This is a genomic window from Pseudomonas baltica (assembly GCF_014235765.1).
GTDB classification, from domain to species: domain Bacteria; phylum Pseudomonadota; class Gammaproteobacteria; order Pseudomonadales; family Pseudomonadaceae; genus Aquipseudomonas; species Aquipseudomonas baltica.
On the sequence record NZ_JACMYH010000001.1, the window covers coordinates 474,055 to 499,983 of the forward strand.

General features: G+C 63.5%; 21 protein-coding genes. 10 read left to right on the forward strand and 11 right to left on the reverse strand.

Going from position 1 to position 25,929, the window contains the following annotated elements:
- Window positions 1-12: 12 nt before the first annotated feature.
- On the reverse strand, window positions 13-1,548 hold the full coding sequence (locus H7993_RS02220) for a sensor domain-containing diguanylate cyclase (protein ID WP_185793287.1): 1,536 nt from the start codon (window positions 1,546-1,548) through the stop codon (window positions 13-15).
- A 205-nt stretch (window positions 1,549-1,753) separates the two neighbouring features.
- Between H7993_RS02220 and H7993_RS02225 the strand changes: the two genes are divergently transcribed.
- On the forward strand, window positions 1,754-2,713 hold the full coding sequence (locus tag H7993_RS02225) for a 2-hydroxyacid dehydrogenase (RefSeq protein WP_185793288.1): 960 nt from the start codon (window positions 1,754-1,756) through the stop codon (window positions 2,711-2,713).
- A 116-nt stretch (window positions 2,714-2,829) separates the two neighbouring features.
- Here H7993_RS02225 and H7993_RS02230 read toward each other — a convergent pair whose 3' ends face one another.
- The gene (locus H7993_RS02230; protein ID WP_122477941.1) at window positions 2,830-3,090 is read right to left on the reverse strand and encodes an Ogr/Delta-like zinc finger protein; all 261 of its coding nucleotides are present in this window, start codon (window positions 3,088-3,090) and stop codon (window positions 2,830-2,832) included.
- A 302-nt stretch (window positions 3,091-3,392) separates the two neighbouring features.
- On the opposite strand from H7993_RS02230, the gene H7993_RS02235 reads away from it, so the two are divergent.
- Entirely contained in the window at window positions 3,393-3,773 is a 381-nt protein-coding gene (locus H7993_RS02235; RefSeq protein ID WP_185793289.1) for a helix-turn-helix domain-containing protein, read from the forward strand.
- Between the two features lie 5 nt (window positions 3,774-3,778).
- Here the strand turns inward: H7993_RS02235 and H7993_RS02240 are convergent, their stop codons facing one another.
- From H7993_RS02240 to H7993_RS02275, 8 genes are all read right to left on the reverse strand, one after another.
- Window positions 3,779-4,129 carry a hypothetical protein gene (locus H7993_RS02240; RefSeq protein WP_185793290.1) on the reverse strand — a complete coding sequence of 117 codons (351 nt, stop codon included), beginning with the start codon at window positions 4,127-4,129 and terminating at the stop codon, window positions 3,779-3,781.
- A gap of 195 nt (window positions 4,130-4,324) precedes the next feature.
- Window positions 4,325-5,776, reverse strand: coding sequence for a SulP family inorganic anion transporter (locus H7993_RS02245; protein ID WP_185793291.1), 1,452 nt, complete (start codon window positions 5,774-5,776; stop codon window positions 4,325-4,327).
- Window positions 5,777-5,893: 117 nt separating this feature from the next.
- The gene (locus H7993_RS02250) at window positions 5,894-6,730 is read right to left on the reverse strand and encodes an aldo/keto reductase (RefSeq protein ID WP_185793292.1); all 837 of its coding nucleotides are present in this window, start codon (window positions 6,728-6,730) and stop codon (window positions 5,894-5,896) included.
- Window positions 6,731-6,807: 77 nt separating this feature from the next.
- Entirely contained in the window at window positions 6,808-8,064 is a 1,257-nt protein-coding gene (locus H7993_RS02255) for a dihydrolipoamide acetyltransferase family protein (RefSeq protein ID WP_185793293.1), read from the reverse strand.
- Window positions 8,065-9,114: an alpha-ketoacid dehydrogenase subunit beta gene (locus H7993_RS02260; RefSeq protein WP_122478262.1), complete on the reverse strand. Its 1,050-nt coding sequence runs from the start codon at window positions 9,112-9,114 to the stop codon at window positions 8,065-8,067.
- A 10-nt stretch (window positions 9,115-9,124) separates the two neighbouring features.
- A complete protein-coding gene (locus tag H7993_RS02265) occupies window positions 9,125-10,357 on the reverse strand; it encodes a thiamine pyrophosphate-dependent enzyme (RefSeq protein ID WP_185793294.1) in 1,233 nt (410 codons plus the stop codon).
- Window positions 10,358-10,641: 284 nt separating this feature from the next.
- Window positions 10,642-11,835 (reverse strand): NAD(P)-dependent oxidoreductase, encoded by a 1,194-nt coding sequence (locus H7993_RS02270; RefSeq protein WP_244646886.1) that lies wholly within the window; start codon window positions 11,833-11,835, stop codon window positions 10,642-10,644.
- Between the two features lie 176 nt (window positions 11,836-12,011).
- Window positions 12,012-13,094, reverse strand: coding sequence for a glycosyltransferase (locus tag H7993_RS02275; RefSeq protein ID WP_122477953.1), 1,083 nt, complete (start codon window positions 13,092-13,094; stop codon window positions 12,012-12,014).
- An 803-nt stretch (window positions 13,095-13,897) separates the two neighbouring features.
- On the opposite strand from H7993_RS02275, the gene H7993_RS02280 reads away from it, so the two are divergent.
- From H7993_RS02280 to H7993_RS02315, 8 genes are all read left to right on the forward strand, one after another.
- A complete protein-coding gene (locus H7993_RS02280; protein WP_185793295.1) occupies window positions 13,898-15,445 on the forward strand; it encodes an MBOAT family O-acyltransferase in 1,548 nt (515 codons plus the stop codon).
- Between the two features lie 38 nt (window positions 15,446-15,483).
- Entirely contained in the window at window positions 15,484-17,406 is a 1,923-nt protein-coding gene (locus tag H7993_RS02285; RefSeq protein ID WP_185793296.1) for an HAD-IIIC family phosphatase, read from the forward strand.
- Window positions 17,399-17,650 (forward strand): acyl carrier protein, encoded by a 252-nt coding sequence (locus H7993_RS02290; RefSeq protein ID WP_122477958.1) that lies wholly within the window; start codon window positions 17,399-17,401, stop codon window positions 17,648-17,650. The genes H7993_RS02285 and H7993_RS02290 overlap by 8 nt, the downstream gene beginning before the upstream one ends.
- 3 nt (window positions 17,651-17,653) lie before the next feature.
- Window positions 17,654-18,667 (forward strand): hypothetical protein, encoded by a 1,014-nt coding sequence (locus tag H7993_RS02295; protein ID WP_185793297.1) that lies wholly within the window; start codon window positions 17,654-17,656, stop codon window positions 18,665-18,667.
- A gap of 132 nt (window positions 18,668-18,799) precedes the next feature.
- A complete protein-coding gene (locus H7993_RS02300) occupies window positions 18,800-21,166 on the forward strand; it encodes an ATP-binding protein (RefSeq protein WP_185793298.1) in 2,367 nt (788 codons plus the stop codon).
- A gap of 91 nt (window positions 21,167-21,257) precedes the next feature.
- Window positions 21,258-21,662, forward strand: a complete 405-nt coding sequence (locus tag H7993_RS02305) for an antitoxin Xre-like helix-turn-helix domain-containing protein (RefSeq protein WP_122715433.1) — start codon at window positions 21,258-21,260, stop codon at window positions 21,660-21,662.
- A complete protein-coding gene (locus H7993_RS02310) occupies window positions 21,656-22,348 on the forward strand; it encodes an RES family NAD+ phosphorylase (RefSeq protein WP_185793299.1) in 693 nt (230 codons plus the stop codon). Before H7993_RS02305 ends, H7993_RS02310 begins: the two co-directional genes overlap by 7 nt.
- A gap of 98 nt (window positions 22,349-22,446) precedes the next feature.
- Window positions 22,447-23,316, forward strand: coding sequence for an EthD domain-containing protein (locus H7993_RS02315; RefSeq protein WP_185793300.1), 870 nt, complete (start codon window positions 22,447-22,449; stop codon window positions 23,314-23,316).
- Between the two features lie 92 nt (window positions 23,317-23,408).
- Here H7993_RS02315 and H7993_RS02320 read toward each other — a convergent pair whose 3' ends face one another.
- Window positions 23,409-25,817, reverse strand: coding sequence for a DUF3772 domain-containing protein (locus tag H7993_RS02320; RefSeq protein WP_185793301.1), 2,409 nt, complete (start codon window positions 25,815-25,817; stop codon window positions 23,409-23,411).
- Window positions 25,818-25,929 lie beyond the last annotated feature (112 nt).

Below are 25,929 nucleotides of genomic sequence, written 5' to 3' on the forward strand. Positions count from 1 at the left end.
AGCGGCCTTGCGCTAGACCACCAGCGGTTGCAGCGGATAGACCCGGTTGCGGCCCGAGCTCTTGGCCCGGTAAAGCGCCTGATCCGCCGCTTCCACCAGGCTCTGCGCGCGTACGTCCGGGTCGCTGTTGCGCCATACGTGAACACCGGCGCTGATGGTTACGATTCCCAGGTCGCTGCCCGCATGGGCAATCGCCAGCGCGCGCACCGCCAGCAGTACCTTCTCGGCGACCTGCCAGGCACCGGCCTCGTCACTCTCGGGCAGCAGCACCAGAATTTCCTCGCCGCCGTAGCGCACCACCAGGTCTCCCGAACGGCCCACACAGCTCAGCACCGCCTGGCCCACGGCCTTGATGCACTCATCCCCTGCGGGATGTCCATACAGGTCGTTGAAGCGCTTGAAATGGTCGATGTCGAGCATGATCACGCCCAGCGGCCGGGCGTTGCGTCGCGCCCGACCGATCTCGTCGGGCAGCGCCGCGTCCAGCTGGCGGCGGTTGGCCAGGCCAGTCAAGCCGTCCTGCATCGCCAGCTTCTGCAGCGCGGCGTGGGCATTGCGCAGTTCCGCCTCGGTGCGCAGGCCATGGCGAATCTGCCGGATCAGTGTCATCGCGCACAGACCCAAGGCTATCCCGACCACCAGCACGAAGACTGCCGAACGCAGCAGGTTCTCGTACCAGTTGGCCAGCAGTGACGCCTTGGATTCGGCGGTTTCCAGCACCAGCGGGTAATTGCGCAGCGCCTGGTAGCTGTACATCCGCTCGACATCGTCCACCAGCGAGCGCTGCATCAGCGTGCCATGGCTAGATTGCGGCAACATCTCGCTGAAGATCCTGCCCTTGGCCATGCTGCTGCCGATCACGTTCTCATCGAACGGGCGGCGCAGCAAAATGGTGCCGTCGTTGAGCAGCAGGGCGATGACCCCGCGCTCGTCCAGGTCGAAGCCGGCGTAGAACTGGTTGAAATATTCCACTTTCAAGGTAGCCAGCACCACGCCGGCAAACTTGCCGTCGGCACTGCTCAGGCGCCTGGAGACAGGAATCACCAAGGCGTTGGTGGAACGACTGCGAATGACCGGCCCGACATGCACCCCGGGGTCGGGATTGTCCTGGTGAAAGCGGAAGTATTCTCGGTCGGCGTTATTGATGCCTGGCGGATCCGCGAGATTGGAGCTGGCCACCCAGCGCCCTTGGCTGTCATAGATGAACAGCCCCTGCAACTGCTCCATCGAGCGCGTCCAGCCCTGCATCAGGTTGCGCAGACGCTGCACTTCGGCAGGCGCCGTGCCGTCGACCTGGATGCGCTCGATCAGGCCCAGCAGTACCGTGTCCGATTGCTTGATGGTGTCTTCGGCATGCTGGGCCAGCGAGCGGGCCAGGTTGGACGTGGTGATCTCGCTGACATGCATGGCCTGCGCGCGCGCGGTGAGGGTCTGCCATACATCCAGCACGATCAGCGAGACGACCACCAGCGCCACGAAGAGGATAGCCATGCGCTGGGCCGAACTGTCGGACTTCAGGGCGGGTCGATACTGTGCGTCGTCTGGCATCAGGGGCTTCTTGATCGGCAGGTAGGTGCAGTCTAGTGGGTTACGCTCAGCATACAACCGCTGTCTGCGATGCAGGCCTGTGTGGTTGTAATCACATTGGAGCAGGTTGTACGATGACCTTGGTCGTCCATCATACGGGCTGCGTGGCGTCGTTGCGCCACGCCTGGCTTCCATAACAATTTCAACGATGCAAACAGGAGGTTTCATGACACAGCCATCGACCCGCGACGTTCCCGTCTTGATCATTGGCGCGCTGCTGCCCAGCCTGCAGGAGGCCGTGGAAACCCACTTCGACGCGACCCGCTTTTGGGAACTGCCCGATCAGGACGCCTGGCTGGCGCAGCACGGCGAGCGAATCAAGGCGATCGTCACCTCGGGTGCCCTGGGCGCCAGCAGCGAAGTGATCGCCCGCCTGCCCAAGCTCGAGGCCATCTTCAGCTTCGGTGTCGGCTACGATTCGATCGCCGTCGATGCCGCCCGTGACCGCGGCATCGTGGTCACCAACACCCCGGCGGTGCTGGATGATTGCGTCGCCGATACGGCCATGGCCCTGACCCTGGATGTGATGCGCCGCTACAGCGAGGCCGACCGCTTCGTGCGCGCGGGCAAGTGGACCCAAGGCAAGTTTCCGCTCGCCAGCAAGATCGGCGGCAAGAAGATCGGCATCGTCGGCCTGGGCAATATCGGCGAGTCCATCGCCAAGCGCGCTGCGGCGTTTGACATGCAGGTGCTTTACCACAATCGCAAACCCAAGGCCGGTGTCGCCTACCAGTATTACGCCGACCTGGATACGATGATCGCCGACTGTGACGTGCTGGTGCTGGCGGTGCCCGGTGGCAAGTCCACCGAAGGCCTGATCGATGCCAAGCGCATCGGCCTGTTGGGCAGCAAGGGGTTCCTGGTCAATATCGCCCGCGGCAGCGTGGTCGACCAACCGGCGCTGATCGAGGCGCTGCGCGAGGGTCGGATTGCAGGCGCCGGCCTGGATGTCTATGAAGACGAGCCCAATGTGCCCCAGGCGCTCATCGACCTGCACAACGTCGTCCTGCTGCCACACCTGGCCAGCGGCACTCACGAGACACGCCAGGCCATGGGCGACCTGGTGTGGAGCAATATTCAGGGTTATTTTCACGACGAGCGCAAAGTGCTGACGCCGGTAGGCTGATACACATCCGAAAGCTGCCCGCGCAACGCGGGCATGCCGATGGTTGCTTGTTTGCTTGTTTGCTTGTTGGCACCGGCGCCGGCCGCCCTGATTGGGTGCCCGGCGCAGGCAGACGGTCAGGCGGCGCCAGCCGTCTCGGCCGGTTTGCTTGCCGCGCGACGCAGGGCGATGGGCGCGCTGGGCAAATGAATATCAGGGTTCGCCACCCCGCTGGGCGACAACTCATGGGTCATCTCGAACTCCGCCCGCACCGACCAGCCACAGATCTCGTTCGTACACTGCAGGTATGCCACGCGCAGGAACACATGGGTGCCCTCGCTGGTGCGGATGCGCATTCTGTTCTTGCAGTGAGGGCAAACCATCTTGTAAGTGCTCATTCTTCAAACCTTATGACCCGCGCCGTGCTCGTACCACTGAGACACCGGGATCAACTACAAAATTTTAAGTAAGTCTTCCTTGAGTGAACTGCTGGCGCTACCTGCGTCTTGCCTTTGCACAACGGGCGGCTAAATACATTGAGTCTAAGTAGCCACGCCATGTAGGAAATTTCGTTATGATGTATGTAAGTTGTAGGGCTGCATCTTCGATATCCTTGATTTATGAACTAGGGTTAATATTAATATGCAATTCGAATAAATTAATATACTCAAATTGAGTGGGTCAAGCGGAAGTTCCCAACGTGTGTACCTCTGAAACAACCGAAGTGCTGAATCGGCTCAAGCATCTGTTGGCGGCTTCCAACGACGCAGCGCTGGCCAAGGCCCTGAGCATCAGCCCGCAAACCCTGGCCAGCTGGCGCGCTCGCTGCAGCATTCCGTACGCGTTGTGCATGGAGCTGGCGCGCACCGACGGCATTTCTCTCGACTGGTTGCTGTTGGGCCGCGGTGCCATGCTGCTCGAACCGCAGACCCTGCTCGCCGACGATGCGGTGGTTGCGGTGCTGGCCACCCTGCAAGGGCTGTGTGCCCAGGACCTGGAACATGTGCACCAGGTTGCGCTCGAGCGCAAACGGCTGCGTGAGCTGGAACGGGAAGTTGCCAGCCTGCGGCGCCCGAACTGACGGGCTCAGGAACCTCTGAAACGGCGCAGAATGTCCTCGATGTCCAGCCGCCGAACCCAGTCTCGCAACTTCACGCTCAGCGGAATCACCAGCAGTGCGCAGCCGAAAGCGGCAATGCCCCCGGTAAGTTGCGGTACCTGATCGTGCACCATTGGCGCGAAGAGCAGACCGACGCCGGCCGACAGCAGCAGGTTGGTCAATTTGCGCGTGCAGCTCGCGCCTTGTTGTCGGCTGATCACCAGGCAGGCGCCCAGTGCCGCGCCCAGCAGGTTATCGAAGACTGGCCAGGAAGCTGACGCAGCCAGTGCCAGGCCCGATGCCGCGGCGGCGCCAGCGACCAGGGTGTCCTGATTCATGACGCGTCTCCCGGGGCCGGTGACCCGTCGCAATGGCACGATCCGTATTGTTCAAGCACTTGGCACCTCGCCTCGGGTCTGGAGCCGCAACCAGCGGCACTGGACCCATCCTCGCCCGGCGACTCTCAAGGCTCAAGGATCGAGCCTTGTAGGAAAGCCGGACAGAGGTACCCCGCTTGAACGGCGCAGATGAACTCAGCCGATGGTCACGGCGGCGTGAGCCTTTTCCAGCAGGCGCTGGTTGCGCGAGGACAGCTGGCGCAGCTGGAGCTGCTTGCCGAACTTGCTGTAGCGGGCGGCGAGATTCTCCATGGTGGCGATGGCCGAATGATCCACCAGGTGCAGATGACGGCAGTCGATGTAGACCTGGTCCGGGTCGTTCTGCGGATCGAACAGTGCCTGGAAATGCGTGGTCGAGGCGAAGAACAATGTGCCGTGCGGGGTGTAGACGCGTGCCTCGTCGCTGTCGTGGACATCGCTGCGCATGTCGCGCGAGTGCTGCCAGGCGAAGGCCAGCGCCGCGATCAGGATGCCGCACAGCACGGCAGTGGCGAGGTCGGTGAACACGGTGATGATGGTCACCGCAATGATCACCACGGCATCGTTGGCGGGCACCTTGCCCAGCACCCTCACCGAACCCCAGGCAAAGGTCTGCTGCGCGACCACGAACATCACCCCGGCCAGGGCGGCCAGCGGGATGCGCTCGATCAGCGGTGACAGGAACAGAATGAACAGCAGGATCATCACCCCGCTGACGATCCCGGACAGCCGCCCGCGGCCCCCGGAACTCAGGTTGATCACGGTCTGCCCGATCATCGCGCACCCTCCCATGCCGCCGAACAGGCCCGAAGTGATGTTGGCCACGCCCAGCGCCACGCATTCGCGGTTGGGCTGGCCACGGGTCTCGGTGATCTCGTCGGTGAGGTTGAAGGTCAGCAAGGTTTCCAGCAATCCGACCATGGCCATCAGCAGGGCATAGGGAGCAATGATTTTCAGCGTCGCCAGGTCCAGCGGGATGCTGGGCCACTCGAAGCTGGGCAGGCCGCCGGCGATGGTCGCCATGTCGGCCAGGGTGCGCGTGGGCAGGTGCAGCCATTGCACCAGCAGACTGACGCCGATGATCGCCACCAGCGCGCCGGGTACGGCCTTGGTCAGGCGCGGCAGCAGGTAGACCACGGCCATGGTCAGCACCACCAGCCCGGTCATGATGCCCAGCTCACCGAACGGCAGCCATTGGCCGTCGTGGGTCTTGAAGTGTTCGAGCTGCGACATCGCAATGACGATCGCCAGCCCGTTGACGAAGCCCAGCATGACGGGGTGAGGCACCATGCGCACCAGCTTGCCGAGCCGCAGCACGCCGAAAATCGCCATGATCAGGCCGCTGAGCACGACGGTGGCCAACAGGTATTGCACGCCGTGCTGTACCACCAGCGCCACGATGACCACGGCCATCGACCCGGCAGCACCGGAAATCATCGCCGGTCGGCCGCCCAGCAACGCGGTGAGAGTACAGATGATGAAGGCGCCATATAAACCCATCAATGGGTTGACCTGGGCCACCAGGGCAAAGGCGATGCACTCGGGCACCAGCGCGAACGAGGACGTCAGGCCAGCCAGTACGTTACGGCGAATATCGGTCAAGGACATGCAATACCTATCAGCACAAACACCCCGCGGCGTGGCAGCCGTGGGGTGTGTCTAGCGTTGTTTTGGGAGACGATCAGTTTAACAGGTGTTGCGGGGTGTGTCTGTTGAGCGCCCGTGTCACGCGCCCATGTCGAAGGTGTCGGGGTTGGGGCCAAGCCGCCCGGTCTGCGGGATGTGGGCGATGGCCTGCATGTCCTGCTCGTCGAGCACGAAATCGAACACGTCGAGGTTCTGCGCAATGCGCTCCGGGTTGCTCGAGCGCGGAATGACCACGTGCTGGTTCTGGACATGCCAGCGCAGGATCACCTGGGCGGCGCTTTTGCCATGCTTCTCGGCGATCTGCGACAGCACCGGCTGGGAGAGCAGGGCGCCGCCCTGGCCCAGTGGGCTCCACGACTCGGTCACGATGTTCAGGCCCTTGCAGAATTCGACCAACTCGATCTGGGCGAAATCGGGGTGCAGTTCGATCTGGTTGACCGACGGCGTCACCCCGGTATCGGCAATGATGTGCTGCAGGTGCTCTGGATGAAAGTTGGACACGCCGATAGAGCGCACGCGGCCTTCTTCCTGGAGCCGTACGAAAGCTTTCCAGGTGTCGCGGTAGGCGGCCTTCTTGGGCAGCGCCCAGTGGATGAGGTACAGGTCGAGCTGCTCCAGGCCCAGCTTGGCCATGCTCGCGTCGAACGCGCGCAGGGTGCTGTCGTAGCCCTGGTCGGTGTTCCACAGTTTGGTGGTGATGAAGATCTCGTCGCGCGCCAGTCCGCTTTCGGCCACGGCGCGGCCGACGCCGGCCTCGTTGCCGTAGATCATGGCGGTGTCGATGTGGCGGTAGCCGGCCTTGAGGGCGGCCACGCTCGACGCGTAGGCCTGATCGTCATCGAGCTGCCAGACGCCCAGACCCAGTTGTGGAATCTGCACGCCGTCGTTGAGGGTGATCAGTGGTGCATGTGGCATGGGAGGTTGCTCCTGATAGCGGTGAGTCGATGGGGATGTCGACCCGCCGCTACCCGGCATAGTTCACGCCAGCAGCGCTAGACGAAGAGCATCGCCGGCTGCTCCAGCAGGCGCTTGACCGCCTGGATGAAGCGCGCCGCGTCCATGCCGTCGACCACACGGTGATCGAAGGAGCTGGAGAGGTTCATCATCTGTCGGATCGCGATCTGGCCATTGACCACCATGGGCCGTTCCACCACGCGGTTGACGCCGACGATGGCCACTTCAGGCCGGTTGATCACGGGTGTCGAGGCGATGCCGCCCAGGGCACCCAGGCTGGTCAGGGTGATGGTCGAGCCGGACAGCTCGTTGCGCGCCGCCTTGCCACTGCGCGCGGCATGGGCCAGGCGGTTGATTTCCCCTGCCGTGAACCACAGGTCGGCAGCTTCGGCATGGCGCAGTACCGGCACCATCAAACCGTTGTCGCTTTGCGTGGCGATGCCCATGTGCACGGCACCGTGGCGAGTGATGACCTGCTGTTGATCGTCGTAGTGCGCGTTGATCTGCGGGAACTCGCGCAACGCCACGACCAATGCCCGGATCAACAGCGGCAGCAGGGTCAGCTTGCCGCGGCTCTCACCGAACTGCGCGTTGAGGTCGGCGCGCAGCGACAGCAGCGCAGTAACGTCGATCTCCTCGACATAGCTGAAATGCGCCACCTGCCGCGTGGCTTCCTGCATGCGCTGGGCGATCTTGCGGCGCAGGCCGATGACGGGGATGCGTTCCTCGTCGATTCGCGGCGTGCCGGTTGTCGCCTGTGGCACGGTGCGGCTGCCACTCAGGAATGCGTCCAGGTCTGCATGCCGAATGCGCCCGGCAGGGCCGGTGCCGCGCAGGCCGGCCAGGTCGATGCCTTCGTCGCGCGCGCGCTGGCGCACGGCCGGCGAGGCCAAAGGCCGCGAGGTCGCTTCGGCGGTGGGCTTGTTGCAAGCGGCCCTGGCCATCGGTACGGGGTTCGTCGGCGCGCTGGCTGGTACAGGCGCAACCGCCACTTCGGCGTCGTCGCTTGCGTCCACGGCTACCGGGGTCTGGGCCTCGTGATGATTGCCGGTGCCCTGGACCTCGATGCGGATCAACTCGGCCCCTACCGCCATGACTTCACCCGGCACGCCCCCAAGGGCGACCACGGTGCCGGCCACCGAGCTGGGAATTTCCACGGTCGCCTTGTCGGTCATCACATCGGCCAATACCTGGTCTTCACTGACGGTGTCGCCGACCTTGACGAACCATTCCACCAGCTCGACCTGGGCGATGCCTTCGCCGATGTCCGGCATACGGATTACATGCGTGCCCATTCAGACCTCCATCACACGTTGCAAGGCAGCGCCGACACGCGCAGGGCCTGGGAAATAGGCCCATTCCTGGGCGTGCGGGTACGGCGTGTCCCAGCCGGTGACGCGTTCGATGGGCGCCTCCAGGTGGTGGAAGCAATGCTCCTGCACCAGCGCCACCAGCTCGGCGCCGAAGCCGCAGGTGCGGGTGGCTTCGTGGACCACCACGCAGCGTCCGGTTTTCTGCACCGAAGCGACGATGGTGTCCAGGTCCAGCGGCCACAGGCTGCGCAGGTCGATCACTTCGGCGTCGATCCCGGTCTCCTCGGCGGCGGTGACCGCCACGTAGACGGTGGTGCCGTAGGTCAGCACCGTGACTTCGCTGCCCGGCCGCACGATGGCGGCGCTGTCCAGTGGCACGCTGTAGTAGCCCTCGGGTACCGCGCTGGCGGCGTGCTTGGACCACGGCGTCACGGGCCGGTCGTGATGACCGTCGAAGGGGCCGTTGTAGAGCCGCTTGGGCTCCAGGAAAATCACCGGATCGTCGTTCTCGATCGCGGCGATCAGCAGCCCTTTGGCGTCGTAGGGGTTGGAGGGCATGACGGTGCGCAGACCGCAGACCTGGGTGAAGATCGCTTCCGGGCTCTGGCTGTGCGTCTGGCCGCCGTAGATGCCGCCGCCGCAGGGCATGCGTACGGTCATCGGCGCGCTGAACTGCCCGGCCGAGCGAAAGCGCAGGCGCGCGGCCTCCGATGCCAGTTGGTCGTAGGCGGGGTAGACGTAGTCGGCGAACTGGATCTCGGCCACCGGGCGCAGGCCATAGGCGCCCATGCCGACCGCGATGCCGACGATGCCACTCTCGGAAATCGGCGTGTCGAACACCCGCGAGCGCCCGTACTTGGCTTGCAGCCCTTCGGTGCAGCGGAACACCCCGCCGAAATAGCCGATGTCCTGGCCGAAGGCGACCACGTTGGGGTCGCGCTCGAGCATGACGTCCATGGCCGACCGGATGGCCTGGACCATGCTCATGATGGCCGTGCTGTTTGCTTTCTCGACCGGTGTTTCTGTAGGCATGTTCATGATGTCAGGCTCCCATCTGCTGACGTTGCCGACGCAGATGCTCGGGCATGTCCTTGTACACGTCTTCGAAAATGGTCGCGGCGCTTGCGACCCGACCACTGACCAGCGTGCCGAATTGTTCGGCCGCCTTCAGCGCGGCAATGACCTGTGCCTCGATCTCGCTTTCCAGCGCGGCGTGGCGCTCTTCGCTCCAGACACCGGTAACGATCAAATGCTGCTTGAGGCGGGCGATCGGATCACCCAGCGGAAAGTGCTGGCCATCGTCGGCAGGGCGGTATTTGGAAGGATCGTCTGAGGTGGAGTGGGGGCCGGAGCGGTAGGTGACCCATTCGATCAAGGTCGGCCCGTGGTTGCGTCGGGCGCGCTCTGCGGCCCAGCGCGAGGCGGCGAACACCGCGAGGAAATCGTTGCCGTCCACCCGCAGCGAGGCTATGCCACAGCCCACGCCGCGCCCGGCGAAGGTCGTGGCTTCACCGCCAGCGATACCCTGGAACGACGAGATCGCCCACTGGTTGTTGACCACGTTGAGAATGACCGGCGCGCGGTAGACGTGGGCGAACGTCAAGGCGGTATGGAAGTCGGCCTCGGCGGTGGAACCGTCGCCGATCCACGCCGACGCGATGCGCGTGTCGCCCTGGATGGCCGAGGCCATGGCCCAACCTACCGCCTGGACGAACTGGGTGGCCAGGTTGCCGGATATGCTGAAGAAACCTTCGTTTTTGTACGAGTACATGACCGGCAACTGGCGACCCTTGAGCGGGTCTTTCTCGTTGGAGAACAGCTGGCAGATCATGTCCACCAGCGGCAGCTTGCGCGCCATCAGGATGCTCTGCTGGCGGTAGGTGGGAAAGCACATGTCGTCGGCGCGCAGTGCCAGCGCATGGGCGCTGCCAATGGCTTCTTCACCCAGGCTCTGTATATAGAAAGACATTTTCTTCTGGCGCTGGGCGGTCACCATCCGCGTGTCGTAGATGCGCGTGGTGAGCATGGCGCGCAGGCCGTCGTGCAGCACCTGTTCGGGAATGTCTTCGGCCCACGGCCCCTGCGCCTGGCCGTCCTCGCCGAGCACTCGCACCAGGCTTGCGGCCAGGTCGGCGGTGGCTTGCGGGTCGACATCGACGGCGGGCTTGCGCACAGCGCCCGCGGCGCTCAGCTGCAGATAGGAGAAGTCGGTCTTGCAGCCGGGACGGCCGCTGGGTTCAGGCACATGCAGCCTGAGGGGAAGATAGTCGTTCACGTCGTCACTACCCTTGATCTTGTTGTTGTGGGTGCAGCGTTGGGGTTGAGTCTAGTCGGCGTTTGCCGACCGCTCGCAATGCAGGCCCCTTGAAACCAATGCTACGGCGCGGCGCAGGCAAAATCATGCCGAAAACGGTAAACGGCGTCAGCGCAATTGCATGAATCATGCGCTTATGAGCCGCTTTCGCGATGATTCATGCCGAGTCAGCAGTGGTGTTTCGGCAGGCCCGGAAACGCAAAAACCCGCCGAGGCGGGTTCTTGTGGTTGCAGCGGGCTGCGTGTCAGGCCAGGACGGCTTCGGCGCCGGTGAACAGCGGCTGTGCAGCAGAGCGGCCGGTGACCAGGGACAGGTCCTCGACCAGGATGCGTGTACCCCTGCGTTGTTGCAGAACGATGTCCAGCGCGCGGCTGGGCTGCAGCTCGACGTCGTCGAAGGTGATCATCTGGCCCGGCTCGACGGCGCGCTTCATGACCGCGTGGCTCATCAGGCCGATCGGTACGTGATCCTCGTGACGATCGATGATCACGCTCTCGCCGCGCAGCTGGAACCCGCCGATGCCGCGGCTGATCAGCTCGCCCGCCGGCATGGCATGCTTGGCGATGGCGGCGACGCCAACGGTGGGGTTGGTCGAGTTGTTCAGCAGGATGCCACCGCCATTGAGTACGCGGCGCAGTGTCTTGCCGACCTCCAGCGAACACAGGTGGAAAGGGCGCAGCAGGGCGTAGTAGGGGCCCGCACCCAGCTTGAGGTATTGCAGCGCCTGGCTTTGCACGCGGTCATGGCGACCGACCAGGAACACACCGCCGGCAGCGTAGCCGCTGGGAATCACGTAGTCGACGATCGACTGGCCCAGGCTGTCGGCAAGGGCGCCCAGTATGGCCGAGCTCTCGTCGAGGTTGGTCGAAGGCAGGCCTTCCATGCCCTGGCGGGTGATGGTCGCGCCGAAACCGTTGGCCACCAGCGCCTGTTCGATCTGCACCTTGGTGCCGTCGGTGAATGAGGTGGTCTGCTCGATGCTGATGCCCTGACGCGACGACCAGTAGGCCATGTCCTCGTGACTGGGGTTGTGGTTGAGGTAACCCTTCATGTTGCCGTACACCAGCGGTTCGAAGCCCATCATGATGGCCTCTTCACGCAGGGCTGCCAGCGAGCCGGGCTGATCGCCCTCGGCTTCGGTGATGAAACCCTTGCCTGCCAGGTACGAACCGGTCGTCACCTGCAGCTCGGCGTTGACGGTGATGACCCGCAGACCGGCACTGAAAGCGCGCTCGATGACCACGGTGCCGTGGCACACATCGCCGCTGCATTCGATGATCAGGTCGCTATGGTCGATCAAGTCGTCGAGCGAGTTGGTGAGTACGCCGTCCAACGGAAAATTCGCCAGCTCACGCACCGGGCGACGGGTCAGGACCCGCGTCACCTGTACGTCCTTGTAATGTTTGGCCAGAAGCAGAACCAGCGCGCGTGCAATCATGCCGGTACCGCTAACACCGATTCTGGTAACAGTCGTTTTGTCCATGGGGCGCACTCTCGAAAAGTTGAACAGCAGGAAACAGCTAGGCACAGCAGGCCGTCCGCGATCCTTGGTCAGGGACGGCGCCTGGGGTGTGCAGGTCCATCAGGGCAAAGCAAAATCCGGGTAAAACGTCATCAGCGCAGCGGGAACGTCGAACTCATGCCCAGCTTCGAGTTCTCGCCGTCATGAATGGCCCGCTGCAGCAGCGCCAGGCGATCCTGGGCGTTGCGGCGACGAGCGAAGTAAGTCAGCAGCGAATTGAAAATCTTGCGGTTCAGGCGGTACATCAGCGGTGATGCCAGCCACACGTGCTTGTCGAACCAGGCCTGGTTGCGCGCCGAGTAGTAGGCGCGAAAATCCGAGTTGCCCAGCAGGAACGATTCATAGATGTTGCGAGTGTTGGCCTTGTTGTTCCAGGAATCCTCCAGCTCGTCGATGACCGCATCGGTGAGCAGATAGAGGTGCCCGCCGTTGGCAGTGATACGCCGGGTGTATTCGGTGTCGTCCACGTACAGGACCAACTCGCGGCGCGGCACGCCGATGCTTTCGTACAGGCTGCGATGGCCGAGCATGCCGCCATAAGGCGCGAAGGGCAGGCTGAGCATGGCCGCCGGTTTGCTGCGACGCTTGCCCCAGGGGCGACGGCGCCACAGTTTGTAAGGGATCTGCGCAACGTGGAAACCGAAGTAGCTCGAAGGCCGCTGCGTGGCGAAACGCAGTGGCACGCCCTGGGCGATGTCCTCCTGCTGGCCGGGGCGGAAGCCCAGCACGGCGACCTGGCTGCTGCCGTGCACGCCTTCCAGGCGTTTGAGCTCTGCGTGCAGCAGTTCGACCGCGGCCGGCGTTGGCGTGTTGTCGTCGTCCATCATCCAGATGTACTCGGCGCCATTGGCCAGCGCGGCTTCGATGCCCACTGCGTAACCGTTGGCCGAGCCGCTGTTTTCCGCCAGCTGTATGACCCGCACGCGTCCCGGCCAGCGCTCGGCGAGCTGGTCCACCGGGGCGGTTGCAGCGTTGCTGACGATCAGCACTTCGTCGATTTCTGCAAAGCTCAAGGCATCGCCGACCAATTGCTCGAGGTAACCCAGGCGATCGCCGTAGGTCACGGTAACGATGGTCGTCCCCTCTTTGGGGCTTTTTTCCGCACCCGAGAACACTTCCAGGTAGGAGTAGCCATCAATGAGGATTGTCGAGTGTTGTTGCCGAGTATCGACCATGTGGATGCCTTCGCTTGAAAAGAGGAGGGGGTTTGCACCGCCCGTTGGTTAATGCTTTTTTCCGCGTGCTGCAGCGGAGCGCATTGAAACGAGTTTCAAGCGAGGCGAAAACTCTGCATGTTCTGTACTTGTGCTCGACATTTCTGTGCCCCATTCCATTTCGAGTTCAACTCTGTCAATCCGGATTCGTCAATCTGAATCCGTCAATCAGAAGTTAAAGCTACCGCCGGTCCATGCAACGCAGTGGGCGTGGTGTTTCATTTATTTGAATGGCGCTTTCACCGGAACCGGCTAGACGCTCTTCTTGCCTTCGGAAAGTCTCTGGAACGAGGTTTCATGGGCGTTGAAGCGAATTTAAGGTGGTGCTGGCATGTAAGTCAATGCAGCGAATCATGATTTTTGACAAAAATTTTACATTTGCCTTGTGTTTCGCATAAGTCATTGATTTATATAGCAGTCAATGTTCTGTCGTGGCCATCTGTCAAGAATCCGTGCGCCAAATCAGGCGCGTCAAAAAACTAATTGGCTGTATTTCAACGGCTTTAACAGGGCGGCTTGCGATAAGAACTATCTTCTTATTGGAAGACTTGCGCAGCGCATAAGTTTGCGACATTCTTCTTTCCGTTCGTCAGGGGCAGTGAACTTTCTTCGTGCCCCGTTAAAAGTACCGTTTTCCTACTGCCCCGTTTCATGAATCTGCCACCGGCCGGACATGTGCGTGGGGCGTCTGGCCGTGTGCGCATCTGGACGACCGTTTGTTCCGAAAGACTTTTCAATGTCGCGCCACGTGTGGGGTATTACCGATGTTGTTCAACTCGATGGTCTTCATCGCCGGGTTTCTGCCGGTGGTCTTGCTGGGGTTCTTTCTGCTTGCCGGAACGGGACGCCAGCGCCTGGCTGCCATATGGCTGACCTTGGCGTCGCTGGTGTTCTACGGCTGGTGGAACCCCGCCAACGTCCCTTTGCTGCTGGGCAGCATCGCGTTCAATTATGTACTGGCCGGGCAACTGCTGCGTACGCGTTCCAAAGCACTGTTGATCATGGGTGTCAGCGCCAACCTGGCGTTGTTGCTGTATTTCAAATACACCGGTTTTCTGTTCGGAAATATCAACGAAGCGTTTGGTCTGGGCTGGACACTGCAGAACATCACTCTGCCGCTGGCCATCTCGTTCTTCACCTTCCAGCAGATTGCCTACCTGGTCGACACCCATGACGGCGAAGTGGTTGAACATGACTTCGTCAACTACTGCCTGTTCATCACGTTCTTTCCGCATCTGATTGCCGGCCCCATCACTCACCACCGGGAAATGCTCGAGCAGTTTCGCCATGGCGACAACTTTCGTCCGCGGCTGGTCAACCTATCCATTGGCGCCAGCATCTTTCTGATGGGCCTGTTCAAGAAAGTCATCATGGCCGACCCCATGGGCGAGAAGGCCGCTCCGGTATTCGCCATGGCGGCAGACGGAACCGTACCCGCCCTGCACGAGGCCTGGATTGGAGCGTTGAGCTACACCCTGCAGATCTACTTCGACTTTTCCGGTTACACCGACATGGCCATCGGCCTGGGGCTGCTGTTCGGCATCAGCCTGCCGGCCAACTTCAACAGCCCGTTCAAGGCACGCAATGTCATCGACTACTGGTCGCGCTGGCACATGACCCTGACCCGCTTTCTCACCAGCTACGTCTACAACCCGATCGTGCTGCGCATCGCCCGTCGACGCATGGCGGCAGGATTGCCGATGCCCAAGCGCGGCAAGATGAGCCTGGGTACGTTCTGCATGGTGGTGGCCTATCCGACCGTGCTGACCATGTTCATTTCCGGCGTGTGGCACGGCGCGGGCTGGCAGTTCGTGGCGTTTGGCCTGGTGCACGGCTTCTACCTGGTGGTGGCGCACGGCTGGCGCGCCTGGAAGGCTCGCCGGGGCTGGGCCGTGGACAGTGATCACTGGATGCACCGGATACCGGCCGTGCTGCTGACCTTCACCTGCGTGGTGGTGGCCATGGTGTTCTTCCGCGCGCCGACCCTGGCCAGTGCCCTGGCGGTACTGGGCGGCATGCTCGGCTTGAGCGAGCTGCCGGCACAACTGGCGGCCAACCACCTGCGCAGTCTGATCATGATCGCCGCCTTGCTGGCGTTCGTCTGGACGCTGCCGAACATCCAGCAATGGATGGGCCATTTGCGCACCGCCCTCAATGCCAAGCCGGAGCTTCACTGGTTGCAGCGCCGAGTGCCGGCCAGTGCCTGGCAACCCAGCGCCACCGTTGGCGTGGGCATCGGCGTGCTGGGCTTCTTCGCGCTGGCCACGGCGTTCTCGGTTGCCCCCAGCGAATTCCTTTACTTCCAGTTCTGATCAATCACCCCGTTCTGATCAATCACAAGGTGCCGACCATGGAACAGTTAGCCTGGCTTGCCCAACACCCCGACCTGGGTGCGGCGATTTCCCACGCCAAGTCGCTGAGCGATCCTCTGGCGCGTCTGTATGAAACGGCGAGGCTGGCCGCCTACCGTCGCGATTTCACCCAGACGCTGCGCCTGGATCGCCTTGCGCAGCAGGGCATCGAGCTGCTCGTTGGTGAAGGTGAACAAAGCGTACCGGGCTTCACCGCGTTGCGCATGGCCGTGCTGGCGTCGCATACCGTGGACCATTTGCTGCCGGCTATCCGCGTCGCCGCGTTGCAGCGTCAGGTCGGCGTGTCGGTGTACCTGGCGCCCTATGGCCAGTATCGCCAGGCGTTGCTCGGTGATGATCCCGCGCTGAAGGCGTTTGCCCCGCAGGTCATTCTGCTCGCCCTCGACGCCATGGATTCGCCACCCAGTTGCGCCCTGCATGCCAGTGCCGAAGAGGCCGAAAACGCCGTGCAGGCGCGGGTTGAAGAACTGCGCCTGCTCTGGCGCCAGGCCCGTGCGCGCTACGCTGCGCAGGTCATCCAGCAAACCCTGGTGCCCGCGACCCCGGCGCTGTTCGGTCACTTCGACGCGCTGGTGCCAGGCTCGCCGCGCGCCTTGCTCGAACGGCTGAACAACGAGATCCGTCGTGCCGCCCGCGAAGACGGCGTGTTGCTCATGGACCTGGCCTGGAGTGCGGCCGGCGGCCAGTACGGCGACGGCCTGGCCAACCCGGTCCGCTGGCATCAGGCCAAGCAACTGGTGAGTCCGATCTGGGCACCGTTGTACGGCGACCAACTGGCGCGCATCGCTGCCGCAGTGGTGGGTCGCTCGCGCAAGTGCCTGGTGCTGGACCTGGACAACACCCTGTGGGGCGGCGTGGTGGGTGACGACGGCGTCGACGGCCTGTACCTGGGGCAGGGCAGTGCCACCGGTGAAGCCTTCCTCGCTTTCCAGCAGTACGCGGCGCAGCTGGCGCGCCGCGGTGTGATCCTGGCGGTGTGCAGCAAGAACGACATGCAGATAGCCGAGGCGGCGTTCGATCATCCGGAAATGGCGTTGAAGCGCAGCGACATCGCCGCCTTCGTGGCCAACTGGGAAGACAAGGCGAGCAACCTGCGGCGCATCGCCGAGCAATTGAACATAGGCTTGGACAGCCTGGTGTTCGTCGACGACAACCCTGCCGAGCGCGACATCGTGCGCCGTGAATTGCCCCAGGTGGCGGTCCCGGAACTGCCCGATGACGTCGCCGACTACCCGGCACGGGTGGCTGCCGCGGGTTACTTCGAGGCCATTGCCTTCACTGCCGACGACAGCGCCCGTGTCCAGACCTACCGGGCCAACGGCGAACGCCAGGCGGCGCTGGGTCAGGCCACTGACATGGCCGGTTACCTCAAGGGCCTGGAAATGGTCATGCAGGCGCGGCCCATAGGCACTGCGGAACTGGCGCGGGCGACGCAGCTGATCAACAAGACCAACCAGTTCAACCTCAGCACGCGGCGCTACAGCGAGGTGCAGGTGCAACAGTTGGCAGACACTCCCGGCGCGGTCGCCTTGAGCCTGCGCCTGACCGACAAGTTCGGCGACAACGGCCTGATCAGCGTGGTGCTGGCGCGTCCCGACACCACTTGTGCCGACGACGAGCTGTTCATCGACACCTGGCTGATGAGCTGCCGTGTGCTGGGCCGCCAGGCCGAACAGGCGGCCCTGCAGGTACTTGCCCAACACGCCGCTACCGCCGGCTACAGCGCGTTGATCGGCGAATACCGCCCCAGCGAGCGCAATGCGATGGTCGCCGAACATTATCCGCAGCTGGGCTTCGTCCCTGCGCCAAACCCCGATGCCAGTTCGCCGGCCACGCTGTGGCGTTACCCACTGACCGCGTCTTCCACGTTCAACCATCACATCGAGATCCGCCATGACTGAAACCACTACCGTGTTGCACGAACTGACCGACCTGTTCCGTGACCTGTTCGACGACGAAGGCCTGGTGCTGAGCAGCGACACCACGGCCGATCAGGTCGAGGGCTGGGACAGCCAGATGCACGTGATGCTGATCGTCGCCGCCGAGCAGCGCTTCGGCATCAAGTTCCGCACCGCGGAGCTGGAGTCGTTGCGCAACGTCGGCCAATTCACCCAGTTGATCGAAAGCAAACTTTCCGGGAGTTGACCGATGCAAACGACCGCACAGCCACACGCATCGCCGCCTGCGGGCGCCGCGATGGGCCCTGCCTACCTGATCTGGATGGGTGTCGGGCTGTTCGGCAGTCTGGCGCTTTTCGCCGGCTTGATTCTGGGGCTGCGCGCCACCGGCAACCTGCCGCCGCCGGCGTTTTCCAACAGCCTGTGTGCGGACGAAAAGCTCTCGTTCATGCGTGAGCACCCGGCGCAGGCGCCGAACCTGCTGGTGGTGGGTTCGTCGGTCGCGTGGCGGCACTTCGACGGCCAGACGGTCGCCGACAAGGCCCCTGGGGTGCGGCCTCTCAATGGTGCGTTCTGCGGACTGCGCGCCAACCAGGCGGTGTACGTCGCCAACTGGCTGCTGGACCGCGAAACCACCGTCGAGCAAGTGCTGATGATCGTCGACCCACTGGACTTCGCGGGTTGCAGCACGGTTGCCGCGGCCGTGTTCGACCGCCGCGACGCCGATGCCTATGTGTACGGACAGGGCTCGGCCTGGCTGCCCTACATGCGCTACTTCACCCCCGGCTCGCTGCTGCGCAACGCACGCACGGTCAAGGCCCAGCGCGCCGGGCAGGTCGAGTTCGACCCGTTGGTGTTCAACCGTTACGGCGACGGCCCGCTGGACACCCGCAATTCTCGCGCGCTGCTGTACGGCCAGCCCGACGCGCTCGACCCGACCTGCTTCGCCGCGCTCGACAGCCTGGCCCAGCGTCTCAAGCGCGAAGGGCGGCCATTGACCGTGGTGGCGACTCCGCTGCATCCGCAGTGGAAGGCCGAACACGACGGCGACGGTCGCCTGCTGGCCGCGTTCGACAGTGCGCTGCGCCAGACCTTGGATCGCAGTGGCGCGCAGTTGTGGAACGCCGATACCGAATACCAGGTCGGCGAGACCGCTTTCGTCGATGCCATTCACTTGCGCTGGAGCGCGGCTCAGGCGCTGTCCGTCGACCTTGCGGCGCGCCTGGCGCCGGTTGCCGAGGTGGCGGTGGTGCAACGCCAATAGCCGTCGCCACGGGCTGTTGGGAGGGGAGCTTCGACGCTGAAAATAACCGTTCACATACCCCCGAAACGTTAAAAACCTGTCATGTCTCGGCCCTGCTAGTCTGCCCGTACGCACCCCACGGACAGCTGCACCATGAAGCCTTGGGCCTTTCCCCTGATCGCGCTGTGCTACAGCGCTTCGCTCGACGCTCGAACGCTGGCGTTGACCGAGGCCGAGCGCGGCTGGATCCGTGACCACCCGGTGGTGGAGTATGCGGTGGATCCCTACTGGCCCATCGAGTACGTGGAAAATGGCCAGCATCAGGGGCTGACCCGTGACTACATCGATCATATCCAGCGCAGCACCGGCCTGCGTCTGGTCCGCGTGCCCAGTCCCGACTGGCAGTCAACGCAGCAGAGCCTGGCCAGCGGCCGACTGATGCTGGCTTCGGCAGTGTCCGAGCGTTTGCTCGACGCACAGCCACGCAGCCAGTTGTTGTTGAGCCAGCCGTATTTCTTTGGCGCGACGGTGGCGATCACCCGCGCCGGCAAGCCCATGCTGTTCACTGCCGGCCGGCTGGCAGGGCAGACCGTGGCGGTGAAAGGCGGTGGTGGCTATGAACACTACCTTCGCCAGCACCATCCCGACGTTCGCCTCCTGTTGCTCGGTGATGCCGAACAGGCCCTGGCCGCGGTGGCCGAACAACGCGCCGACGTGGCAATCGGTCTGGACGCCGTGCTGCAACCGGTGTTGCGCCGCAAGTATGCCGGTCGCCTGCACCTGGCCGGCGTGGTGGCCGACATGCCGGTGGTGCTGGCCATGGGCGTGACACCCAGCGAGCCGCTGTTGCGCGCCATCGTCGACAAGGCGCTGGACAGCCTCACCTCCAAGGCCACCGATGACATCTATGACCGTTGGTTGGCGCAGACCGATTTCGGCGCACCCACCTGGCAGACCCTGGCGCAGTATTACTGGCTGGAAATCGTCGTCGGACTCGGGCTGTTGCTGCTGCTCGCCACGCTGGCCCGCCGCGCTCGCGTGGCGCAACGCCGCGCGCAACGCAGCGAACGGCGCATGGCGCGCTTTTTGGCCATGCTCGGCCACGAGATTCGCACGCCGATGAATGCGGTGCTATCGGCCATCGAACTGTTGTCCCGCAGCCATCTGGGTGCCCGTGAACAGCAGTGGGTTGGCCTGGCCAACGATTCGGCCGTGAACCTGCTGGAGCTGCTCGACGACATTCTGGAAATCACGCGCCTGGACGCCGGCGCGGTACGTCTGCACCTGCAGCCCACCGACCTGGCCGCGTTGGGCCGCAGCGTCGCCGAGCTGTACCGCCTGGAAGCCGAGCGTAAAGGCCTGCGCCTGGATTACCGCGCGCTGGGGTTCGATCAAACGCTGCTCAGCGTCGATCGCCTGCGCGTGCGGCAGATTCTCACCAACCTGCTCTCCAATGCGGTCAAGTTCACCCACCATGGCCAGGTCAGCCTGGCCCTCGAATGCCGCCCCACGGCCAGTGGCGCAGGCGGGTGGCTCGAGATCCGCGTCAGCGACAGTGGTGTCGGCATCGCGCCGGATCGCCACAACGCTGTGTTCGAAGCATTCACCCAGGCCAATGGCAGCACGACCGAGCGCTACGGGGGCAGCGGCTTGGGTCTGGCCATCTGCCGCGAGCTGATCCAGCTCATGGGTGGCAGCATCGCCCTGCGCAGCGAAGTGGGCTGCGGCACCGTAATTAGCTGCCGGTTGCCGGTGACGCTGCAAGCGCTGTCGCCGACACTGGCAACGGCGCTGCCTGCCGCTTCGGTGGACACGTTGGTGGCGCTGCGCAAGACGGTACTGGTGGTCGAAGACCATGTGCTCAATCAACGCGTCATCGCCCAGCAACTGGAATTGCTGGGCTACCGCTGCGAAGTGGTCGGGAGTGGTACGCAGGCCCTGGGCACCCTCAGTGCGCATGACGATTTGGGTCTGGTATTGCTGGATTGCCAGCTGCCGGACCTCGATGGCTACGCCCTGGCCCGCAAGATCCGGCAGATACCCGGCGGCTACGGGCACGTTCCCATCGTCGCCATTTCCGCCGCCAGTGATCCCGAGCACGTGCAGCGCTGCTATGCCAGCGGCATGAACGATGTGTTGCTCAAGCCCTTGCAGCTGTCGGAGCTGGCACGGGTCTGCGGCCAATTCCTGCGGGTCGCCGAGCGATCGGTGGCGCCGCTTGCGCCAGCACTCGATGCAGCGACCCGGCGAACGCTCGAGCAGCTTCTGGTAACGACCTGTCGAGACGATTTGCGCGAGCTGACCCAGGCCTTGCAGGAGCAGCGTCTGCAGGCGGCCATCGGCCTGGCCCATCGCATGGAGGGGGCCGCGCGCATGGCGGGCGCGCTGATGCTGGCCGATGCCGCAGAGCACCTGCAGCAGCGCCTGGAGGCGTGGCCGCTGCCGCGCGAAGCCTGGCAGCACGGGGTGGATGAGGTCTACCGGGCACTGGATGACATCGACAAGCTGCCATCGCGCTGAGCTTATATCCGGACATAAAGTGCGAAGATTGATTCTACAGACCTATAAGTGCTAATATATGCTCTGTAGATCAGAAAAAAAGGGCCTGACCATGACTGCCTCGCTGCAAACCGCCGAGTTCACCCGCGACCAATGCGTGGCGGGTCTGCGCACCGCCTTGCGCATTCTGGACAAATGGAATGCGTCGGGCGAGCAGGCCTGCAAGATCCTGCGCATCTCGCGCAGCACCTATAGCCGTGGCCGGCAGGGCGATGCCCAATGGTCGGTGAGCCTGGACATGGACCAGATGCATCGCATCAGCTTCGTTCTGAACATTCACGCGGCCTTGCGCACGATCTTCGATAACCCGGAAAACGTTTATGGCTTTGCCAACATGGAGAACGCCAACGCTTTCTTTAACGGCCGCAAACCGCTCGAGGTGATGGCCCAGGGCGATTTCATCTCACTCTACGAAACCTTTCGTCGAGTGGACGCCTTGCGTGGCGCGCAATGGTGACGGCCGCTCGATTGCCTGCCGTGGCCGGTGCTGCCGTGCAGGCTTATCGCCTGGTGAATTCGCGGTTTCCGCCCATCGCGCTGTTCGACGATGTCGCCGATGCCGATGAGTTCGACATGCTCTATCGACTCCAGGCGCTGACCAATCCCAGGCTGCAGAACGAGGTCGGCGCGCTGCAGCTGATCCCCCTGGATCAGATTCCATTCGGCATCGTGGGTTGTTCCTACGCGACGGCGCCGTTCACCCATGTGAATGCCGATGGCTCGCGCTTCAGTGATGGCAGCTATGGGGTGCTGTACCTGGCCGATACGGTGGAGACGGCGATTGCCGAAGTGCACCACCATCAAAACCGCTACTGGGCAAAGGTGGCCGGCTTGAACTACGATCGTTTTGTCTTCCGCAGCCTGGTCTGCGCTTTCAATGATGCCGCTTGCCGCGATGCCACCGGGCTGTCGTTGCAAGACCCGGTCTATGCCCCGGACGACTACAGCGCCGCCAATGCGCTGGGTGCGCACGTTCGGCAACTGGGCGCCACGGGCTTGCTCTACCATTCTGTACGCTCGCCGGGCAACCATTGCTGGGCATTGATGACGCCCAGGCCTGTTGCCTCGATCATTCAGGCGGGGCACTACGAAATGATCTGGAACGGCGGGATCACCAGCGTCAACCGGATTTCCAATCCCTAGCGGCGTACCGTTCGCCCGTCATTGCACCCAGTCAGGTTGAACCCGTGCAGCGTCACCGGGCTCTGAACAGACACTGTTTTCAATCCCACGGGTGCCCCATGATCCAAATCAACAGCTACACCACCGTCAAACGTCGACCACGGGTACCGCACGACATATTCGCCCACTACTGGCGCGACGTGCATGGTCCGCTGTGCGCACGGCTGCCGGGATTGGGCCTGTACATCCAGCACCATCTTTCCCGCGAGCAGGATGCCCATCTGTGGCCGCTGGCCGAAGGTATCCAGGAAATCAGCGACTACGAGCTCGACGGCGGGGTAGAGATCGGTTTCCTCTCTGCGGCTGACCAGAAGCAGTTCCAGAACGCCAGCTCGTTGTTGTTCAGCGACGAACAGAACATGTTCGAGGAAACCCTGGCCTATGATCTGCCCGAAGGCTCGATCAATCTGGTCAATCGCACCGGCGACGAAGTCATGAATGGCCTGGATCAGGCCGATCGCATTCACCTGCACCTGAGCCCGCGCGGCACCCCGGAAAGCCTGCATCAGTACCTGCGCGACAAGCTGGGCCCGCTGCTGGCAGCCAGCGATGCGGTGCTCAAGGTGCGCCTGCACCTGTGTGCGCCCTTCGAGAACGATGGCATGCACCCACCGGCCCCGGATGTGGCGCATATGGCGACACCGGTGCGGGCACAGCTGGCCGTGCTGGAGATCGCCTTCGCCAGCCCGCTGGCGCGTCGACGGTTTTACCAGAGTGACGAGTTCCAGCAATCGCAGGCCGAGCAGGCTCGGCATATTGCCCAGCTCAAGGCGTTCGCGGTGTCCGGGGTGTACACGTACGTGCATGACGGCAAGATCACCACCGCAGGCCTGCGTGGCAGCCGTGCCGCAGAATTGATCGATTACCTGGGTGCTACCAACCAGCTGACTGCGGATGTGAGCGCGTTGTTCGTGCAGCATTCGAGCTGATACGCCGAACCCCGGATGTACAAACGCTCCCCCTCGGCCACATGCCGAGGAGGAGCGTTTTTTTTGCCTTGCTGTCCACTACCCGGTGACGATCAGCTGATCGAGCCATTCTCCGGCGCGGGGCTGGCTTCGCCTTTTTCGTTGATCAGCAACATGCTCTGTGGCGCCGAAAGGGCTACGCCCATGGTGCGCAGGCGGTCGAGGATGGTGAACAGCAGGTCACTGCGCGCGGTTCCCACCGAACGCGGGCTGTTGACGAAGCCGCTGACGCTGATCAGCAGGCCAGCGCTGGTCAGGTCCTTGAAGGTGACCGAAGGAGCCGGCTCGGCCAGGACCGCTTCATGCTCGGCGTAGGCGGTCATCAGCAGCTCGCGGATCTTCAGCACGTCGGTGTCCAGTGGCAGGGTGAGGGTGATGCCCACCACGCCCAACGCGTTGCCCATGGTCACGTTGCGCACGTTCTGGGTAATGAACTGCGAGTTGGGAACGATCACCGTCGAACGGTCGCCCATCTGGATTTCCGTGGCGCGCACGTTGATGCGGCGGATATCCCCCTCCACGCCAGCCAGGCTGACCCAGTCGCCGACCTTGACCGGCCGCTCGGTGAGCAGGATCAATCCGGAGATGAAGTTCTGCACGATTGCCTGCAGGCCAAAGCCGATACCGACCGACAGCGCGCTGACCACCCAGGTCAGGTTGGTCAGGCTGATGCGCAGCGTCGACAGCACTGCGATGCCCAACAGCACGAAGCCGATGTAGCCGACCAGGGTCACCAGCGAGGCGCGCATGCCGGCGTCCATGTTGGTTTCCGGCAGCAGCCGATCCCCCAGCCAGTTCTTCAGGACGCGGATACTGAACAGGCCGCCAACCAGCAGCAGCACCGCAATCAGGATATCGCCCGGCACGATGTTGAAGGCGCCGAGGGATTTGCTGCCCACGTCCAGCCGGGCGAAGCTGGCCAGCAGTTCGCTGGGGTTCGATCCCGACGGCATGAAGGCCAGAATCAGCGCAACGCACAGCAGCAAGGTTCGGCCCACGCCGGCCAGCAGGGTACTGGCCTGGGCCTGATGCCGTGGCGACAGCCCGAGCATGGCGCCCAGGGCCTGGCCGCCGGACTGCTTGGGCGAGAGCAGGGTTTCGCAGATGTCGACGAAGAACACCGTCAGCAGGTACGCGGTCGAGGTGACCAGGCTGATCCACAGCAGCTTGACGGTCAGCACGTAGGCCAGCGTCAGGTAGCCGCTCAGCAGCCCGAGCACGATGATGCCGATCCACACCGAGAGGATGAACGGAATCAGGCCGACGAAGCCTGCGGTGCGCTCGAGGGTGAAGCGGCGACGCGTTTGGCGCACACGCACCAGGCCGTAGACGAAGATCGACGCTACCAGCAGCGCGGTCAGGCCGTTGACCGCGACCGACAGCGCCAGGCTGCTGGCGATCACGCTGTTGATCCGTTCGAAAGTGCCGGTGAACATCAGTGCGAGGGCAAGCACGGCTGGCAGGTTGCCAATGGCGCTGGCGATCGGGTCGGGAATGTTGGGCAGGCGCCAGGACGGGTTGGGCAGCATCAGCAGGGCGCGGCCCATGCCGACGATGAAGGCGCAGAACAGGATCAGCGTCTGCACCTGTTCGATCAGGTTCAACACATTGGCGCTGGGTTGCGAATGGCTGACGATGCCCCACTGCAGCAGCGAGGTCGCCGCGCTGATGGTCAGCACCGTGGTCAGCCCGGTGGCCATGGCCAGCGTACTGCGGCGCAACCGACCTTCGGGGAACCAGCGAATCATGGCCCGCACCAGCAGCCGCTCGATCAGCCGTCGGGCCACCACCCATATCAGCAGGGCGCCCAGCACAATCGTGATGAACGTGCCGCGCGAGCCGGGTGCCAGGGCGCTGTCGAAGACTTGAGAGACGTCCTGCCAGAGGCTGCCCAGCTTTCTGACGTCGTCATCGGTGGGCTGGATCAGGCTGGACCAGAACGCGGAGCTCAAGGGGCTGGCGGACCGGGTGCTGATCTGGGTGTCCAGCAGGTTGCGCCGCAGGTTGAGGATCTGGATCGCCAGGTCACCGGCCGAGGTACTCAACGCCGTGGTATCGGCCTGGTCGGTGGTCAACGCCTTCTTCTGGTTGGTCAGCGTGCGGCGCTGGGCCGTCAGGGTCTGCGGCTCCTCCGGTTGCGCTGCGCCCAGCACGTTGAGCTGGTCATCCAGATGCCCCATGTCCACGCCCTGGCGAGCCAGCAACGCATCGGCCTGACGCTGCACCTGCAGCGCTGCCTGGCGCAGGCTGGCAAGCAGGTCATCGTTGGCGGCAGTCGAGACCTTCTGGCGAATCTGGTCGAGCTGGTCGCTGAGCTGTGCGGGTGTGGCCAGCACTTCGACCGGGGCGCTGGCGGTATTGGCCGGCGGTGCCGGGGCAGGCTCGGCATGGGCGGGCAGGGTGGCCCACAGGCACAGGGCCAGCAAGCCCATGCACCAACGGTTGATCATGGAATGCCGCATGTTCGGATTCTCTTTGAGCGGTTGCCAGCTCCGGCGAGCAACCAGGCGTAAAAATGATGGAGGCCTGAGCCAGGACAACAGGCATTGCCCGCGCTGGCGCCGGGCGAGGTTA